Annotated in this window: 13 protein-coding genes; 4 read left to right on the forward strand and 9 right to left on the reverse strand. The window is 70.7% G+C overall.

Going from position 1 to position 18,272, the window contains the following annotated elements; translation table 11 throughout:
• Window positions 1-9 precede the first annotated feature (9 nt).
• The 4 genes from BM385_RS03505 (at window position 10) to BM385_RS03520 (ending at window position 5,014) form a co-directional block, all read left to right on the forward strand.
• On the forward strand, window positions 10-1,227 hold the full coding sequence (locus BM385_RS03505) for a thiolase family protein (protein ID WP_019434115.1): 1,218 nt from the start codon (window positions 10-12) through the stop codon (window positions 1,225-1,227).
• The gene (locus BM385_RS03510; RefSeq protein WP_093842134.1) at window positions 1,224-3,353 is read left to right on the forward strand and encodes a 3-hydroxyacyl-CoA dehydrogenase NAD-binding domain-containing protein; all 2,130 of its coding nucleotides are present in this window, start codon (window positions 1,224-1,226) and stop codon (window positions 3,351-3,353) included. The genes BM385_RS03505 and BM385_RS03510 overlap by 4 nt, the downstream gene beginning before the upstream one ends.
• A 107-nt stretch (window positions 3,354-3,460) precedes the next feature.
• On the forward strand, window positions 3,461-4,402 hold the full coding sequence (locus BM385_RS03515) for an LCP family protein (RefSeq protein WP_093842135.1): 942 nt from the start codon (window positions 3,461-3,463) through the stop codon (window positions 4,400-4,402).
• Between the two features lie 201 nt (window positions 4,403-4,603).
• Window positions 4,604-5,014, forward strand: a complete 411-nt coding sequence (locus BM385_RS03520; protein ID WP_019434112.1) for a VOC family protein — start codon at window positions 4,604-4,606, stop codon at window positions 5,012-5,014.
• 100 nt (window positions 5,015-5,114) lie between these two features.
• On the opposite strand, the gene dxs is transcribed toward BM385_RS03520, so the two are convergent.
• From dxs to acnA, 9 genes are all read right to left on the reverse strand, one after another.
• Complete coding sequence (dxs, locus tag BM385_RS03525) at window positions 5,115-7,019, reverse strand: 1-deoxy-D-xylulose-5-phosphate synthase (RefSeq protein WP_019434111.1); 1,905 nt, start codon at window positions 7,017-7,019, stop codon at window positions 5,115-5,117.
• A gap of 184 nt (window positions 7,020-7,203) precedes the next feature.
• A complete protein-coding gene (locus tag BM385_RS03530; RefSeq protein WP_019434110.1) occupies window positions 7,204-8,430 on the reverse strand; it encodes a sugar ABC transporter permease in 1,227 nt (408 codons plus the stop codon).
• Window positions 8,427-9,233 (reverse strand): ATP-binding cassette domain-containing protein, encoded by an 807-nt coding sequence (locus BM385_RS03535; RefSeq protein ID WP_019434109.1) that lies wholly within the window; start codon window positions 9,231-9,233, stop codon window positions 8,427-8,429. Before BM385_RS03535 ends, BM385_RS03530 begins: the two co-directional genes overlap by 4 nt.
• 77 nt (window positions 9,234-9,310) lie before the next feature.
• A complete protein-coding gene (locus BM385_RS03540; RefSeq protein WP_026047479.1) occupies window positions 9,311-10,426 on the reverse strand; it encodes a sugar ABC transporter substrate-binding protein in 1,116 nt (371 codons plus the stop codon).
• 215 nt (window positions 10,427-10,641) lie between these two features.
• Window positions 10,642-11,811 carry an ROK family transcriptional regulator gene (locus BM385_RS03545; RefSeq protein ID WP_026047478.1) on the reverse strand — a complete coding sequence of 390 codons (1,170 nt, stop codon included), beginning with the start codon at window positions 11,809-11,811 and terminating at the stop codon, window positions 10,642-10,644.
• Window positions 11,812-11,883: 72 nt separating this feature from the next.
• Complete coding sequence (locus BM385_RS03550; protein WP_019434106.1) at window positions 11,884-12,744, reverse strand: carbohydrate ABC transporter permease; 861 nt, start codon at window positions 12,742-12,744, stop codon at window positions 11,884-11,886.
• A 14-nt stretch (window positions 12,745-12,758) separates the two neighbouring features.
• A complete protein-coding gene (locus tag BM385_RS03555) occupies window positions 12,759-13,751 on the reverse strand; it encodes a carbohydrate ABC transporter permease (RefSeq protein WP_078576118.1) in 993 nt (330 codons plus the stop codon).
• The gene (ngcE, locus tag BM385_RS03560) at window positions 13,751-15,202 is read right to left on the reverse strand and encodes an N-acetylglucosamine/diacetylchitobiose ABC transporter substrate-binding protein (RefSeq protein WP_019434104.1); all 1,452 of its coding nucleotides are present in this window, start codon (window positions 15,200-15,202) and stop codon (window positions 13,751-13,753) included. The genes BM385_RS03555 and ngcE overlap by 1 nt, the downstream gene beginning before the upstream one ends.
• Window positions 15,203-15,414: 212 nt before the next feature.
• Window positions 15,415-18,132 carry an aconitate hydratase AcnA gene (gene acnA, locus BM385_RS03565; protein WP_093842136.1) on the reverse strand — a complete coding sequence of 906 codons (2,718 nt, stop codon included), beginning with the start codon at window positions 18,130-18,132 and terminating at the stop codon, window positions 15,415-15,417.
• Window positions 18,133-18,272 lie beyond the last annotated feature (140 nt).

The raw sequence follows: 18,272 nt of genomic DNA on the forward strand, positions 1-18,272 counted from the left end.
AGAGCCAACGTGCCCCGTACCGTCAGGGATGTCGTCTTCGTCGACGGCGTCCGCACCCCGTTCGGCAAGGCGGGCCCGAAAGGGATCTACCACGAGACCCGCGCCGATGACCTGGTGATCAAGTGCATCAGGGAACTGCTGCGGCGCAACCCGGGCCTCCCCCCGGACCGGGTGGAGGAGGTGGCGATCGCCGCCACCACGCAGATCGGTGACCAGGGTCTGACGCTGGGCCGCAGCGCCGCCATCCTGGCCGGGCTGCCCTCGACCGTTCCCGGCTATTCGATCGACCGTATGTGCGCGGGCGCGATGACGGCGGTGACCACCGCGGCCGGGGCGATCGCCTTCGGCTCGGCCGATGTCGCGGTGGCCGGCGGCGTGGAACACATGGGCCGGCACCCGATGGGTGAGGCCGTGGACCCCAATCCGCGGTTCGTCTCCGAACGTCTTGTCGACGAGTCGGCGCTGTTCATGGGGATGACGGCGGAGAATCTGCACGACCGTTTCCCGCGGCTGACCCGGGCGCGCTCGGACGAGTACGCGGTGCGCAGCCAGGAGAAGGCGGCCAAGGCGTACGCGGACGGCAAGATCCAGCCCGGCCTGGTGCCGGTCTCGGTGCGCCGCACCGACGCGGACTCCGGCGGTGAGCTGGGCTGGGGCCTGGCCACCGAGGACGAGCCGATGCGGCCGGGCACCACGGTGGAGGGCATCGCCTCGCTGAAGACGCCGTTCCGCCCGCACGGCCGGGTGACGGCCGGCAACTCGGCGGGGCTGAACGACGGCGCGACGGCCTCGCTGCTCGCGGACGAGGAGACCGCGCGGGAGCTGGACCTGCCCGTGCGGATGCGGCTGGTGTCGTACGCGTTCGCCGGGGTGGACCCCGAGGTGATGGGCATCGGCCCGATCCCGGCCACCGAGAAGGCGCTGGCCAAGGCCGGTCTGCAGATCGGCGACATCGGTCTCTTCGAGGTCAACGAGGCGTTCGCGGTGCAGGTGCTCGCGCTGCTCGACCACTTCGGGATCGCGGACGACGACCCCCGCGTCAACCAGTACGGCGGGGCGATCGCCTACGGCCATCCGCTGGCGTCCTCCGGCGTCCGGCTGATGAACCAGCTGGCGCAGCAGTTCGAGGACCAGCCGCAGGTCCGCTACGGCCTGACCACCATGTGCGTCGGGCTGGGCATGGGCGGCACCGTGATCTGGGAGAACCCGCTGTGGGAGGGCAAGTGAGCACGTCGGCCGAGTTGCTGAGGACCGCCGCCGAGCGGTTTCCGGGTGAAGTGGTCACCCAGGCGCAGGTGCGTCATCTGGAGCTGCCGGAGAGGGGCGGCCGGTTCGCGCTGATCACGCTCGACAACGGCTTCGACCACAAGAAGCCGACCACCTTCGGGCCGCGTTCGCTGGCGAACATCGACGCGGCCATCGACCAGGTGGAGGCGGAGGCCCGGGACGGCTCGATCGTGGGCGCCGGGATCACCGGCAAGCCGTTCGTCTTCGCGGTCGGCGCCGACCTCAAGGGGGTCAGCGAGCTGCGCACCCACGAGGAGGCGCTGGCGATCGGCCGCGGCGGACACGAGGTGTTCAAGCGGCTGTCCGCGCTGCCGGTGCCGACCTTCGCGTACTACAACGGCGCGGCGCTCGGCGGCGGTGTCGAGATCGGGCTGCACTGCACCTACCGCACCGTCTCGCGCTCGGTGGCGGGTTTCGCGCTGCCGGAGGTCTTCCTCGGCCTGGTGCCGGGCTGGGGCGGCTGTACGCTGCTGCCGCAGCTGATCGGCGCCGAGCGGGCCGTCTCGGTGATCGTCGGCAACGCGCTCAACCAGAACCGGCAGCTCAAGGGCGCCCAGGTGCACGAGCTGGGGATCGCGGACGCGCTGTTCGACGCGGCGGACTTCCTGGAGCAGTCGCTGGTGTGGACCTCGGCGGTGCTGCGCGGCGAGCTGGCCGTGGCCCGTCCGGAGCCGGACCGGGGCGCCGCCTGGGACGAGGCGGTGGCGGCGGGCCGGCAGCTGGCCGACTCCAAGGTGCACGGGGCGGCACCCGCCGCGTACCGGGCGCTGGACATCATCGCGCAGGTGCGGGACGGCGATGTGGCGGCCGGGTTCGACGCCGAGGACCGGGCGCTGGCGGATCTCATCCAGGGCGATGAGCTGCGCAGCGGCATCTACGCCTTCAATCTGGTGCAGGGCCGGGCCAAGCGCCCGGTGGGCGCGCCGGACAAGGCGCTGGCGCGGCCGGTCACCAAGGTCGGTGTGGTGGGCGCGGGGCTGATGGCCTCGCAGCTCGCGCTGCTGTTCGCGCGCCGTCTGGAGGTGCCGGTGGTGCTCACCGACATCGACCAGGAGCGGGTGGACAAGGGTGTCGGCTGGGTGCACGAGCAGATCGATCTGCTGCTGCTCAAGGGCCGGATCAAGCAGGACCGGGCGAACCGGCTGAAGGCGTCGGTCACCGGCTCGCTGGACAAGGCCACCGCCTTCGCGGACGCCGACTTCGTGATCGAGGCGGTCTTCGAGGAGATGGGCCTCAAGCAGCAGATCTTCGCGGAGCTGGAAGCCGTGGTGCCGCCGCACGCGGTGCTGGCCACCAACACCTCCTCGCTGTCGGTCACCGAGATGGCCGCCAAGCTGGAGCACCCCGAGCGGGTGGTGGGTTTCCACTTCTTCAACCCGGTGGCGGTGCTGCCGTTGCTGGAGATCGTGCGGGCGGAGCGCACCGACGACGCCACGCTGGCCACGGCGTTCGCGGTGAGCCGGAAGCTGAAGAAGACCTCGGTGCTGGTGAAGGACGCGCCGGCGTTCGTGGTGAACCGCATTCTGACCCGGTTCATGGGCGAGGTGCTGCGGGCGATCGACGAGGGCACCGAGGTGGAGGTGGCCGACCGGGCGCTGGCGCCGCTGGGGCTGCCGATGTCGCCGATCGAGCTGCTGGAGCTGGTGGGCCCGGCCGTAGCGCACCATGTGGCGGGCACCCTGGAGCGGGCCTACCCGGACCGGTTCACGGTGTCGGCCAATCTCGCCCGGGTGGTGGAGGCCGGCAAGAAGACCTTCTACCTGCACGACTCGGGCAGCCCGCGGCTCGACCCCGAGGTGCTGGCGCTCTTCGAGACGGGCGGGAATCCGCTGACCGCCGAGCAGGTGCGGGACCGGGCCCTGGACGCGATCGCCCAGGAGATCGGGATCATGCTGGAGGAGGGCGTGGTGGCCGAGGCGCAGGACATCGACCTGTGTCTGATCACGGGTGCGGGCTGGCCGTTCCACCTGGGTGGCATCACCCCGTACCTGGACCGGGCCGGGGTGTCCGAGCGGGTACTGGGCCGGCGGCTGCTGGAGCGGGGCGTGGCCTCCGTGCCCGCATAGTCGGGACGAGCGGTACGGGTCCGGGGCGCCCGGTGGTCGCAGACCGCCGGGCGCCCCCGGCGCGTGGGGCCTGGCAATCCGACGAGCCGGACATATCATCGGTTGACATGCCATACCTCACGTTCGGTCTGTCACGCAGGATGCGTCACATCCTCGGCTGGAGCCTGGCCGGGCTGCTGGTGGTCGCCGCGGGCACCGGCTGGTGGCTCTACCGCCACGTCAACGGCAATCTGCGCAGTGTCGACATCAACGCCGAACTGGGCGAGCAGGACCGCCCCGAACCCGACCCCGGGCAGCCCGCCCAGGACATCCTGGTGCTCAGCACCGACACCGAGGCCGGCCAGCAGTCCGCCATGGTGGTCCACCTCCCGGAGAACGGCGGGGCGGTCACCGTCGTCGGACTCCCGCAGGACAACCCCGTACCGCGGCCCTCCTGCGCGGCGGACGACGGTGCGGCGGACGGCTCCGCCGGGCCCGGCACGCTGCCGTTCGGCGACCTCTACCCCACCGGCGGCCCCAGCTGCGTGGTGAGCAGCGTCGAGGCGATGTCGGACATCCGGATGGACCACTACCTGGAGGTCGATTTCGGCGGCTTCGCCCAGCTGGCCGACGCGATCGGCGGAGTGACCCTCACCCTGGACGCACCCGTGCACGGCCAGGACGGCTCCACCCTCCTGGAGCCGGGCACCCACACCCTCTCCGGCGCCGAGGCGCTGGCCGCCGCACGCGCCGCGCGGCCCGCCGAGGGCGAGCCCGATCTGCGCGAACGCATGCTGCTCGCCCTGCTCACCGAGGTCGACTCCGAGGGCATGCTCTCCAGCCCGGCCAAGCTCTACCGGCTGGCGGACGCCGCCACCCGGTCCCTGACCACCGATTCAGAACTGAGTTCGCTCACCGATCTGCTGGACTTCGCCCAGCGGCTGAGCGGCGTGGACACCGGCGCGCTGCGCACCCTCACCCTGCCCGCCCCCGGGGACGCCGCCGACCGGGTCTGGGAAGCGCTGCGCACCGGGGCGCCGGTACCCGGCGACGACGCCGGGAACGGATGAGCCCACGCCGGCCGGCGGCCGTGGCATCCGGGTGACGGCAGCCGGGCGCAGCGGTGGCCGGGACGCGGCCGGTGCGGGAGGGTGACCGGGCGGGCCCGCCGGAATTCCTTCCGCGCGGGCGATGAGTTCCGGGCCGCGCCCGGGTCTTGATTCCGGAGGGCCGCACCGCGGCGCCCGCATCGCCTGAAGGAGGCACCGGCCATGGCCAGCAGCATCTTCATCAATCTCCCGGTCCACGACCTCGACCGGTCCAAGGAGTTCTACCGCCGTCTGGGCTTCACCATCAACGAGCAGTTCACCGACGAGAACGCCTCCTGCGTGGTGCTGCGCGAGGACAGCATCTTCGTGATGCTCCTGACCCGGCCGTTCTTCGGGACGTTCACCCACAAGGAGGTCGCGGACACCGACCGCACCGCCGGTGTGATCAACGCGCTCTCGATGGACAGCAGGGAGGAGGTGGACGAGCTGGCGGACCGCGCCATGGCCGCCGGCGCCAAGCCGTCCAAGCAGTCCCCGGAGATCGAGTCCATGCACGGCCGGACCTTCCAGGACCCCGACGGCAACCTGTGGGAGGTCTTCTGGATGGACCCGGCGGCGATGCAGGGCGAGTGACGCCGCCCACGGGGGGCGGGAGGCTCGCGGCGGGTCACCTCCCGGACGACATCCGGTGGGGGCGACCGCGGCGAGCCTCCCGGCGGCCGGGGGCCGGGGCCTAGGCTCCGGCGGTCGCCGCGTCCAGCCGGCCGTCGAGCCGGGCCACCAGGCCGGTGACGCGGCGGGCGATGTCCGGCGCGGTCAGCCCGATCTCGCCCAGGATCTCCGCACGGGATGCGTGGTCCAGGAAGCGCTCGGGGATGCCGAAGTCGCGCAGCGGGATGTCCACGTCCGCGTCGCGCAGCGCCTGCGCGATCGACGAACCCACCCCGGCGGCCCGGCTGTTGTCCTCGACGGTGACCACCACGCGGTGCTCGGCGGCCAGGCCGGGCAGCGCGGCGTCCACCGGCTTGACCCAGCGCGGGTCCACCACGGTGGTGGTGATGCCCTGCCGCTCCAGCAGCGCCGCCGTCTCCAGGGCGACCGGCGCCAGCGCGCCGATCGACACCAGCAGCACATCGGGACGGTCGCTGCCCGCGTACCGCAGCACGTCCATGCCGCCGACGGTGCCCAGCGCCGGGACGTTCTTGCCGACCGAGCCCTTGGAGTACCGGACCACGGTGGGCGCGTCGGACACCTGCACCGCCTCGCGCAGCTGGCGGCGCACCTCCTCCGCGTCCCGGGGCGCGGCGATCCGCAGCCCCGGCACCACCTGGAGGATCGACATGTCCCACATGCCGTTGTGCGACGCGCCGTCCGAGCCGGTGACCCCGGCCCGGTCCAGGACGAAGGTGACCCCGCACTTGTGCAGCGCCACATCCATCAGCAGCTGGTCGAAGGCGCGGTTGAGGAACGTCGCGTACACCGCGAACACCGGGTGCAGCCCGCCGGTGGCAAGACCGGCGGCGGAGACCGCGCCGTGCTGCTCGGCGATGCCGACGTCGTAGACCCGGTCGGGGAACTCCTCCGCGAACGCCTGGAGCCCCACCGGACGGAGCATCGCGGCGGTGATGGCCACGATGTCCTCGCGCTCACGGCCCAGCTTGACGATCTCCTCGCCGAAGACGGAGGTCCAGTCGGCGCCGGGCGCCGCCACCGGCAGACCGGTGTCGGGGTGGATGACGCCCACCGCGTGGAACTGGTCGGCCTCGTCGTCGCGCGCCGGCTGGTAGCCGCGGCCCTTCTCGGTGATGCAGTGCACGATGACCGGTCCGCCGAACCGCTTGGCGCTCTTGAGGGCCGACTCCAGGGCGCCGATGTCGTGGCCGTCGATCGGGCCGACGTACTTCAGCCCCAGGTCCTCGAACATGCCCTGCGGGGCGATGACGTCCTTCAGGCCCTTCTTGGCGCCGTGCAGCGTGTCGTACAGCGGCTTGCCGACCACCGGGGTGCGGTTGAGCATCTCCTTGCCCCGGGCCAGGAACCGCTCGTACCCCTCGGTGGTGCGCAGCGTCGCGAGGTGGTTGGCGAGGCCGCCGATGGTCGGGGAGTACGAGCGCTCGTTGTCGTTGACGACGATGACCAGCGGGCGGTCCTTGGCGGCGGCGATGTTGTTCAGCGCCTCCCAGGCCATGCCGCCGGTGAGCGCGCCGTCGCCGGTGACCGCGACCACGTGCTGGTCCCGGCCGCGCAGCTGGTTGGCCTTGGCCAGGCCGTCCGCCCAGCCGAGCACCGTGGAGGCGTGGCTGTTCTCGATGATGTCGTGCGGCGACTCGGCGCGCGAGGGGTAGCCGGACAGGCCGCCCTTGGCCCGCAGCCGGGAGAAGTCCTGGCGGCCGGTGAGCAGTTTGTGGACGTAGGACTGGTGGCCGGTGTCCCACAGGATGGAGTCGGCCGGGGAGTCGAAGACGCGGTGCAGCGCGATGGAGAGTTCGACGACGCCCAGGTTGGGGCCGAGGTGGCCACCGGTTCTGGCGACGGACTCGATGAGGAAGGTGCGGATCTCCTGGGCCAGCTGCTCCAGCTGCTCCGGAGTCAGCCCGTCCAGATCGCGCGGTCCCGTCAGACGGGTCAGCAGCGCCACCGTTCCTCCTAGCTGTCGAGCGTTCGACGGTCCGGCCCGGTGCCGGTACGTCAAGCAGTTTATGGCCCCCTGCCCACCGGCAGGGGTCTCAGTATGCGAGATACGTCACCGGGCCCCGGGCACGATCGGCCAGGGGGCGTATCGATCGGGCGGGGCCCGGTGATGATCCGCTCACCTTACGGCGTCAGGTGCGCCCCGCGGTGCGCTGGGTGCGCCGGGACACGGAATCGAGTACCACCGCGAGCAGCAGCACCGCGCCGGTGATCATGTACTGGATCTCGGCCGCCATGCCCAGCAGGTTCAGTCCGGTGGTGATCGACTGGATGACCAGCGTGCCCAGCAGCGCCGACCAGACCCAGCCGCGTCCGCCGAACAGGCTGGTGCCGCCGATGACGGCGGCGGCGATGACGTTCATCAGCAGGTTGCCCGAGCCCAGGCTCTTGGAGGCGCCGCCGGCCTGCGCGGCCCAGAACAGCCCGCCGAGCGCGGCCAGGGAACTGGCGATGACGAACACGGTCAGCCGCACCCGGGCGACGTTGATGCCGGCCCGGCGGGCGGCCTCGGCGTTGCCGCCCACCGCGTAGATCTGCCGGCCGTAGGGGGTGTGCCGCAGCACGAAGTGGCCGGCGAACAGCACGCCCAGGAAGATGACCAGGGCCAGCGGCAGGCCGCGGTGCTGGTTGAGGGTGTACGCGACGGTGAAGGCGACCAGCGCCACCAGCGCGCCGCGCAGCACGATCTCGGTGACCGGGCGGGTGGCCAGGGCCGCCCGCTCGCGGCGGCGCTCGGTGCGCAGCAGGGCGAGGACGTACCCGGCGGTGATCAGCGCGGCGAGCCCGTAGGCGAAGGCGATGTCCGAGAAGTAGTACGTGGTGAAGTCGCGCACCAGCGAGTCGCGCGGGATGTTGATGGTGCCCTCGTTGCCCATCACCCAGATCTGCAGGCCGCTCCAGCCCAGGAAGCCGGCCAGGGTGACGACGAAGGCGGGGACGCCGATCTTGGCGAAGAAGAAGCCGTGGATGAGGCCGACGGCGGCGCCGGCCACGATCGCCAGGCCGATGGCGAGCAGATCGTGGTAGCCCTGGTTGACGGAGAGGACGGCCCACAGGGCGGCGGAGAGGCCGGCCACCGAGCCGACCGACAGGTCGATCTCGCCGAGCAGCAGCACCAGGACGATGCCGACCGCCATGATGCCGGGGCCCGCGATGTACACGGAGATGTTGCTGAGGTTGCCGGGTGTGAGGAAGGTCCCGGTCTGCGCCTCGAACACGATGGCGATGATGATGAGGCCGACGACGACGGGCAGCGAGCCGAGTTCGCCGCCGGCGATCCGGCGGCGGAACTCGGTGACGTAGCCGGCCAGGCCGCGTTCGCGGACCAGCAGCCGGGGGTCGGGGGCGGGCTGGGTCATGACGGATCCTCCTGTTCCCGCTCTTCGTCCCCGGCTTTGGAGATGCGGTCGCGGCGGCGGCTGACCGCGTTGTCGGCGGCGCCGGTGATGGCGGCGATGATCGTCTCGTGGGAGGTGCCGGCCACCGGGAAGACGCCGTTGTTGCGGCCGAGCCGCAGCACCGCCACCCGGTCGGCGACGGCCTGCACATCGGCCATGTTGTGGCTGATGAGGATCACGGCCAGGCCGCGCTCGCGCAGCCGCTCCACCAGGTCCAGCACCTGGGCGGTCTGCTCGACGCCGAGGGCCGCGGTGGGCTCGTCGAGGATGACGACCTCGGGCTCGCCGACCAGCGCGCGGGCGATCGCCACCACCTGGCGCTGGCCGCCGGAGAGCGAGGCGACCGGGATACGGACCGAGGGGATGCGGATGGAGAGGGTGTCCAGCAGTTCGCGGGAGCGCTGCTCCATGGTCACGTGGTCCAGCATCGTGTGCCGGCGGATCTCGCGGCCGAGGAAGAGGTTGGCGACCACGTCCAGGTTGTCGCACAGCGCGAGGTCCTGGTAGACGGTGGCGATGCCGAGTTCCTGGGCGTCGTGCGGGCGCGCGATGCGCACCGGCTCGCCGCGGAAGTGGATGGCGCCGGAGTCGATGGGGTGGACCCCGGCGATGGTCTTGACGAGGGTGGACTTTCCGGCACCGTTGTCGCCCACCAGGGCGGTCACCTCGCCGGGGCGTATCTCCAGATCGACGTCGGTGAGCGCCTGTACGGCGCCGAACCGCTTGGAGACACCGCGCAACTCCAGTACGGGGGCGGCGGTCATAAGGGGGTCGTTCTCCTTGGGTGTGGGGCCGGGCGCGGTTGCGGCCCGGCCCCGGGTCGAAGAGGGGGAAGGGGCGGTCAGCCGCCGATGCCGGCCTCCGCGCAGGCGTCCGCGTAGTCCCGGGTGCAGATGGCCTCGGCGGTGTAGAACTCGTCGGCGATGACCGTTTCGTTGATGTTGTCGACCGTGACGGTGACCGGGGTCAGCAGCGCGCTGGGCACGCCCTGGGTGGTCGGCGAGTCCACGGTGCCGGTGGTGAGGTCGGAGAAGTCCTCGCCGCGCAGCACGCGCACCGCGATCTCGGCGGTGAGTTCGCCCTGCGGGACCAGCGCCTTGTAGATGGTGAAGGTCTGCTCGCCGGAGATGATCCGCTGGAGACCGGCGAGTTCCGCGTCCTGGCCGCCGACGACGGTGTCGTGCAGGTTGGCGGCGTGCAGGGCGGTGATGATGCCGGCCGCCATGCCGTCGTTGGCGGAGTAGACCGCGTCGATGGCGTCGCCGCCGAGCGACTCCACCGCGCCGGTGACGTCCTCGTTGGCGAGGGCGGCGTCCCAGCCGTCCACGTCCGACTCGTAGACGATGTCCACCACGCCGTCCAGGACCTCGTGGGCGCCCGCCTTGAACATGGCGGCGTTGGGGTCGGTGGGCGAGCCGTTGATCATCACCACTCCGGCGCCCTCGGCGTCGTCGCCGAGCGCCTCCAGCAGGGCCTGGCCCTGGAGCCGGCCGACCTCGGTGTTGTCGTAGGACACGTACGCGACGACATCGCCCTCGGCGAGCCGGTCGTAGGCCACCACCGGCACGCCCTGGGCGGCGGCCTCCTCCACCCAGGAGGAGGTGCTCGCGGAGTCCACCGCGTCCAGGATGATGACGTCGACGCCCTGGGTGAGCATGGCGTCGAACTGCTGCTTCTGGAGCGCCGTGTCCTCGTTCGCGTTGTTGTACTGGACCTTGCAGTCCGAGCACAGCTCCGCGATCTTGCCCTCGATGGAGGGACGGTCGAAGGACTCGTAGCGGGTCGTGGAGTTCTCCGGGAGCAGGAGCCCGATGGTGCCGGACTCCTTGCCCTCGCCCGAGCCGTTGCCGTCCCCGTCGCCGTTGCCACCGCCACCTGCCTCGCCGCAGGCGGTCAGGGCCGCCGCGAGACCGAGGGACACGATGCCCACGGCTATCGGGCGCAGCTGCATACGCATGATGTTTCTCGCCTCCCTGTCCGGCCGCCACGGTGCGGCCGGGGTCGGCGCAAGAGATAACTCCGCGAATTCGCCGCCGTCAATACTTAAAACAGGCATCTCGCAAAACGATACGGATTCGCCGTCCGGTCGCCGGGTGCGGATTCAAGAGGTGAAGACGGCTTGCCCGTTCGGGCATTCCGGCCGCCTTCTTCTGTGGTTTTCCGGACCGCTTTTCAGTGGCTCACCAAAGCGGCGTCGCCGACTTCGCTCAGCGCCAGCGCGAGCGCGCCGAGGACTTCGGCCCGCCCGCCGAGCGCGCCCGGCACCAGGGTGAGGTTGCGGGCAGCGGAGGGGATGGCGTACCGGCTGACCGAATCGCGGATCGGGGTCAGGGCGACCTCGCCCGCCTCGGCCAGATCGCCGCCGAGCACGACCCGGGACGGGTTGAGCAGATTGCACAGGTGGGCGACGCCCGAGCCGATGTGGCGGCCGATGTCGGCGACCACCCGGCGGCAGCCCGGATCGCCCTCCCTGGCCAGCTGCACCACCCGGCGCATCGTCAGGTCGTGGCCGTGGCTGGCGTGCAGCAGCGGCAGCACGTGGCGGGCCGCGGTGAAGGTCTCCAGGCAGCCGCGGTTGCCGCAGCGGCACACCGGGCCCGACTCGTCCAGGGTGATGTGGCCGATCTCGCCGGCGGTGCCGCCGGGCCCCCGGTAGATGCGGCCGTCGATCACCAGTCCCGCGCCGACCCCGGAGGCGACCTTGATGTAGGCGAGGTCGCCGCAGCCGCGCCCGGAGCCCCAGACGAGTTCGCCGAGCGCCCCGAGGTTGGCGTCGTTGTCGACGTGCACCGGTACGCCCGTCCTGGCGGCGAGTTCCTCGCGCGGATTGGTGCCGCGCCAGCCCGGCAGGATGGCGGTGGAGCCCAGGATGCCGGTGGCCACGTCGATGGGCCCGGGCACGCCCAGGCCCATGCCGAGGATCTTCGCCCGGTCCACGCCCGCGGTGCCCAGCAGCCGGGAGACCAGTTTCTCCGCCCGGTCGAAGCCCTCGGCGGCCGAGGCGTCCACGTCGAACGGCTCGGCCTCCTCGGCGAGCACCTGGTGGGAGAGGTTGCCCACGGCCACCCGCAGATGCGAGTGGCCGAAGTCGATGCCCACCACGATGCCGGCGTCGGCGGCCAGCGAGACGCTGCGCGCCCGCCGCCCGCCGGCCGAGGTGGTGCGCACCTCGACGTGCCCGCCGTCCTTCAACTCCCGCACGATGTTGGAGACGGTGGCGGCCGAGAGCCCCGTGGTCCTGGCGATGTCCGCCTGGGTCAGGGCGCCGGCGCTGCGCACCGCGCGTACCACTCGTTCCAGGTTGGCCCGGTGCAGTGACGACTGCGACCCCGGAGTCTGCACGGCTCACTCCCCTTACGTTGCAGCGCCCGTACACTATTTGACCGCATGCGGCGCCGCAGGGGAAGCGTCCGGTTACCGTACGGCTCCGGCGGTGAGGCCGGTCTGGACCTGCCGCTGGAAGGTCACATAGACCACCAGCACCGGGATGATCGCCATCGAAACCCCTGCGTACAGCGCTCCCCAGTCCCCCTCGTACCGTTGCTGGACCATCAGGGCGGCCAGTCCCTGCGGCAGGACGGCGTCCTCGGGCGAGCCGATGTTGAGCACCTTGGGCAGGACGAACTGGTTCCACTGACCGAGGAAGTTGAAGATCCCGATGCTGATGAGCCCCGGTCTGGCCATCGGCATCATGATCTGGAAGAAGATCCGGCTGTGCGAGGCGCCGTCCAGGACGGCAGCCTCCTGGACCGCCCCGGGCAGGGTACGGAAGAAGGAGACCAGAAAGAAGACGGTGAACGGCAGGGAATAGGCGATGTAGACCAGGATCAGGCCCTGCCGGGTGTTCAGCAGACCGAAATTGTCCAGCACGAAGAACAGCGGCACCAGGGCGAGAAAGACCGGGAACATCAGACCGCCGGTGAAGAGCAGATGGACGGCCCGATTGCCGCGGAACTCGTATCGGGCGATCACGTACGCGGCCATCGCGCCCAGCAGCATGGTGCCGGTGAGCGAGCCGGAGAGAATGATCAGCGAATTGAGAGTGTAGCGGCCGATGTCGGCGGTGGTCCAGGCGTTGGTGAAGTTCTCCCAGTGCAGGCCGCCGGGCAGCCCGAAGGGGTCGGAGACGATGTCCGCGTGCGGGCGGAAGGCGGCCAGCAGCACCCAGATGAGCGGGCCGGCCGCCAGTACCGTCCACAGCACCAGGAAGGAGTGGGCGAAGACGTTGAGTACCCCGCCCTCGGTGCGGCGCGTGTCGCCGCGGGTTCGGCTCATGGCGTCTGGCTCCTTCACAGCTCGATGCGCTCGCGCCGCGCCAGGCGCATCATCAGGCCGGCGAACAGCAGGGTGACGGCGAACAGGGCGACGCCGATGGCGGTGGCGTAGCCGGCCTGGCCGTCCCGGAACGCCTTGTCGTAGAGGTAGCTGGGCAGCACGTCCATGCCGTGTTCGGGGACCATGATGGAGACCAGGGCGAAGCAGTCGAGCGCCTGGATGCCCATGTAGATCCAGCCGGTGCGCACGGTGCCCCAGCTCAGCGGCAGGGTGATGCGGAAGAACGTCACCGGGCGGGTGGCCCCGTCCAGCAGTGACGCCTCGTAGATCTCGTGCGGGATGGCGCTCATCGCGGCGGAGAACAGCACCACGTAGAAGCCGACGAAGGACCAGCACAGCACGGCGAGGATGCACCAGACGGCGAACCGGCCGCCGAGCCAGTCGTTCTGCCGCAGCGAGTCCAGGCCGACCGCGCTCAGCCCCTCGTTGAGGACGCCGCTGCGCGGTGAGTAGATGCGCGCCCAGATCACCGCGATGATCGCGATGGACAGCACCTGCGGGAAGAAGTAGAAGATCTTGTACAGCCGGGTGCCCGCCACCCCGGCAACCGCCTGGCCGCCGCGCCGCCGTCCGCCCGCGTTGAGCATGAAGGCGAAGAACAGCCCGAGGGAGAGGGTGATCAGCGGGGCGAACACCAGCAGCAGCAGGCTGTGCCGCAGCGCCTCCCAGAACTTGTCGTCGTTCCACATCCGTTCGTAGTTGGCGGTGCCGGTGAAGGTGTACTCGGCGGTGTAACCGGTCCAGTCGGTCATCGAGTAGAAGAACGCCTGGACGAACGGTGAGACGACGAACACCAGGTAGACGACGAGGGGCGCGGCGAGGAACCAGCCGATGAAGCGGTACTGGTCGATGGTGCGGTAGTGCCGGCTGTCGCGCACCCGCCGCGGGGTGAGGCGGGGCGGCAGGAAGAGTGCCGCCCCCAGCAGCAGCCGGTGCCCCAACCTCATCAGATGTGCTCGAAGTGCTGGAGCGAGTCGTCGGCCGCCGCGGCGTCCGCGGCCCGCTGGCAGCGGGTGATCGCCTCGCCGGGCTCGATGTCGCCGGCCATCATGGCGGCGATGGCGCCGCCGATCTCCTCGTTGTTGAGCTGGCGGTACCAGTCGGGCAGCCGGACGGTGATCAGGTTCTCGCCGGCGGCGGCCAGCACCTCGTTGGCGGAGGTGAGCCCGGGCGGCAGGTCCATGCCGTCGACCGAGTCGCGGACGCAGGTGAGCGAGGAGACCAGGCTGGTGAAGTTGCGGGCGGATTCGCGGCCCAGCATGATCCGCAGGAACTCCATGCCGCCGGCCACGTTGGCGGCGTCCGCCGGGACGAAGAAGGGCTCGCCCGGCGCGGCCCAGATCGTCTCGAACGGCATGGCGTCGGAGGTGTCGAGCGAGGTGGGCGGGCCGACCGCCATGTCGAAGTCGGCCGGGGTGTTCCGGGCGGCCTCGTTCTCCACCCAGGAGCCATTGGGGTGGAACAGCGCCCGCCCCGCGCACCATTCGTCCTGGGACTCCTCGTGGCTGAGCCCGGAGCTGCCCTCCAGCACGAAGCCGCGCGCGGTCAGCTCGTGGTACGCCTCGAAGGCGGCGCGCACCGCCTCGTGCCGCCAGGCGTTGGGCTCCAGGTTGTCGATGGCGCGCAGCACGTCGGCGCCGCCGATCTTGGCGATGAACGGGTAGAGCGTGAAGTTGAAGTAGTACGGGTACATACCGGCGTACGTCCAGCCGGCCATGCCCGCCCGCTTGGCCTTCTCGCAGACCGCGATCATCTCGTCCCAGGTGCGGGGGTATTCGGCGTCCAGGCGGTCCAGGGCGGTGCGCGAGTACCACTGGCCGTACACGTGGTAGGCGTAGTTGAGGCGGTAGACCGCCTGGGTGCCGAACTGCCCCATCTCGACGGTGCCGGGCTGGAGGGTCTCGCGCACGGTGACGTTCGGGTCGTCGAGGGAGGGCGCGTCGAGGAGTTCGGTGAGGTCGTGCACCTGGTCGTTGCGGATGAGGGCGGCGATGTCCATCGCCTCGGCGCCGGAGTTGTCCACGACGTCCGGCGGGTCGCCCTTGACCATGCGCGGCTGGAGCCGGGACTGGATCTCCTGGGTCTTGACGTGGGTGACGGAGCCGAAGCGCTGCTCGTAGAGCTTCTCGGCGTCCAGGGCGTACTGGTCGCCGAACCCGCCGTCGAAAATGACGACTTCGAGGTCGCCGTCGGGGTGGGCGCCCAGCGGGTTGTCGGCGGTGGGCTCGACGCGGCCGACGTCCTTGGTGCCGCCACCGCTGCCACCACTGGCGCAGGAGGTCAGGGCGCCCAGGGCCGGGACCGCGAGCAGGGAGGCGGCAGCGGTACGGGTCAGCAGGGCGCGGCGGCCGACGTACCGGGGGTGGGGGGTGTGCGGACCGTGCGGACGTGACGTCATGGCTCAAGTCCTCGCCTTCATACGGGACTCGGGCGGCGGCTGACCGCCCGGGTGGCGACAGGTATAGTCCACTCGCCGCGGCCGGGGAAGGTCGCCTGCGGGGCTCATGACAAGGCTTTTCCGAGTTGATACCTGCCGGACAAACGCCGAAGGGCCGCCCCTCCCCCGTTTCCGGGGGAAGGACGGCCCGTGGACCCGTGGGTCCAGCCGCGTCACTTGCGGATCAGCGACCTCAGCACGTACTGCATGATCCCGCCATTGCGGTAGTAGTCCGCCTCGCCGGGGGTGTCGATCCGGACGGTGGCGTCGAACTCCACGCCGGTGTCCGTGGTCACCTTGACCGTGGCGGGGATACGGCCCTCGTTCAGCTCGGTGACACCGGTGAAGGAGAAGGTCTCCTCGCCGGTGAGCCCCAGCGACTCGGCGGTCGTACCGGCCGGGAACTGGAGCGGGAGCACGCCCATGCCGATCAGGTTGGAGCGGTGGATGCGCTCGTAGGACTCGGCGATCACGGCACGCACGCCCAGCAGGGCGGTGCCCTTGGCTGCCCAGTCGCGGGAGGAGCCGGAGCCGTACTCCTTGCCCGCCAGGATGACCAGCGGGATGCCGGCGGCCTGGTAGTTCTGGGAGGCGTCGTAGATGAACGAGACCGGCCCGTCCGCCTGGGTGAAGTCGCGGGTGTAGCCGCCCTCGGTGCCCGGCGCGATCTGGTTGCGCAGCCGGATGTTGGCGAAGGTGCCGCGGATCATCACCTCGTGGTTGCCGCGGCGCGAGCCGTAGGAGTTGAAGTCACGGCGGGTCACGCCGTGCTCGGTGAGGTACTGGCCGGCCGGGGTGTCGGCCTTGATGGCACCGGCGGGCGAGATGTGGTCGGTGGTGACCGAGTCGCCGAGCTTCGCCAGGACGCGGGCGCCGGAGATGTCGGCGACCGGGGCCGGGTCCATGGTCAGGCCCTCGAAGTACGGGGGCTTGCGGACGTAGGTGGACTCCGGGTCCCACTCGAAGGTGGAGCCGGTGGGGATCGGCAGGGAGTTCCACTGGGCGTCGCCGGCGAAGACGTCGGCGTAGCTCTGGCCGAACATCTCCTGGCCGATGGCGGACGCGACGACGTCCTCGATCTCCTTCTCGGAGGGCCAGATGTCGGCCAGGTAGACCGGCTTGCCCTCGGAGTCGGTGCCCAGCGGCTCGGTGGTGATGTCGATCTTCATCGAGCCGGCCAGCGCGTAGGCGACCACCAGCGGCGGGGACGCCAGGTAGTTCATCTTGACGTCGGGGTTGATCCGGCCCTCGAAGTTGCGGTTGCCGGAGAGCACCGAGACGACGGCGAGGTCGTTGTCGTTGATCGCCTGGGAGATCTCCTCGGGCAGCGGGCCCGAGTTGCCGATGCAGGTGGTGCAGCCGTACCCGACCAGGTTGAAGCCCAGCTTGTCGAGGTACGGGGTGAGGCCGGCCCGGTCGTAGTAGTCCATGACGACCTTGGAGCCGGGCGCCAGGGTGGTCTTGACCCACGGCTTGCGGGTGAGACCGCGCTCGACCGCCTTCTTGGCCAGCAGCGCCGCACCGACCATGACGGACGGGTTGGAGGTGTTGGTGCAGGAGGTGATGGCGGCGACGGTGACGGCGCCGTGGTCCAGCTCGAAGGTGCCGTCCGCGGTGGTCACGGTGACCGGCTTGGAGGGCACGCCGTTGGAGACGGCGGGGGCGTCGGAGGCCGGGAAGGACTCCTTGCCCGCCTCGTCCACGTCGGCGGCCGAGACGTAGTTGCGGACGTCCGCGCCGAACTTCTGCTTGGCGTCGGCGAGCGCGATGCGGTCCTGGGGGCGCTTGGGGCCGGCGATCGAGGGGACGACCGTGGCGAGGTCCAGCTCCAGGTACTCGGAGAACTCCGGCTCGTTGGCCGTGTCCAGCCACAGGCCCTGCTCCTTGGCGTACGCCTCGACGAGCGCCAGCTGCTGGGCGTCGCGGCCGGTGAGCCGCAGGTAGCTGATGGTCTCCTCGTCGATCGGGAAGATCGCGGCGGTGGAGCCGAACTCCGGAGACATGTTGCCGATGGTGGCGCGGTTCGCCAGCGGGATGGAGGAGACGCCCTCGCCGTAGAACTCGACGAACTTGCCGACCACACCGTGGTTGCGCAGCATCTCGGTGATGGTGAGCACCAGGTCGGTGGCGGTGGTGCCGGTGGGCAGCGAGCCGGTGAGCTTGAAGCCGACCACGCGCGGGATCAGCATGGAGACCGGCTGGCCGAGCATGGCGGCCTCGGCCTCGATGCCGCCGACGCCCCAGCCGAGCACGCCCAGGCCGTTGACCATGGTGGTGTGGGAGTCGGTGCCGACCAGCGTGTCGGGGTACGCCTGGCCACCCCGCACCATGACGGTACGGGCCAGGTGCTCGATGTTGACCTGGTGCACGATGCCGGTGCCGGGCGGGACGACCTTGAACTCGTCGAAGGCGGTCTGGCCCCAGCGCAGGAACTGGTAGCGCTCGCGGTTGCGGCCGTACTCCAGCTCCACGTTCTGCTGGAACGCGTTCGGGGTGCCGAACTTGTCGGCGATCACCGAGTGGTCGATGACCAGCTCGGCCGGGGCCAGCGGGTTGATCCGGGCCGGGTCGCCGCCCAGCTCGCGGACGGCCTCGCGCATGGTGGCGAGGTCGACGACACAGGGCACGCCGGTGAAGTCCTGCATGATCACCCGGGCGGGGGTGAACTGGATCTCCTGGCTGGGCTGGGCGTTCGGGTCCCAGGAGCCGAGCGCCCTGATGTGCTCGGCGGTGATGTTCGCCCCGTCCTCGGTGCGCAGCAGGTTCTCCAGCAGCACCTTGAGGCTGTACGGGAGGCGGGCGGCGCCCTCCACTTTGTCCAGCCGGAAGATCTCATACGACTCGTCGCCCACCCGCAGCGTGGCGCGGGCGTCGAAGGTGTTGGCCGACACGACTTTCTCCTTCAGGGACCTTCACTAGATATCTCGATGTCGAGATAACTCTAGTACATCGACCCCGCGGACGCGCGGAGGGCCCCGCGTTCGGCACCACCCGGCCGGGTGCCCGGGCCGTCGCCACGGAAGATGGCGGG

The sequence above is a fragment of the Streptomyces harbinensis genome, assembly GCF_900116145.1.
Classification (GTDB): domain Bacteria; phylum Actinomycetota; class Actinomycetes; order Streptomycetales; family Streptomycetaceae; genus Streptomyces; species Streptomyces carpaticus.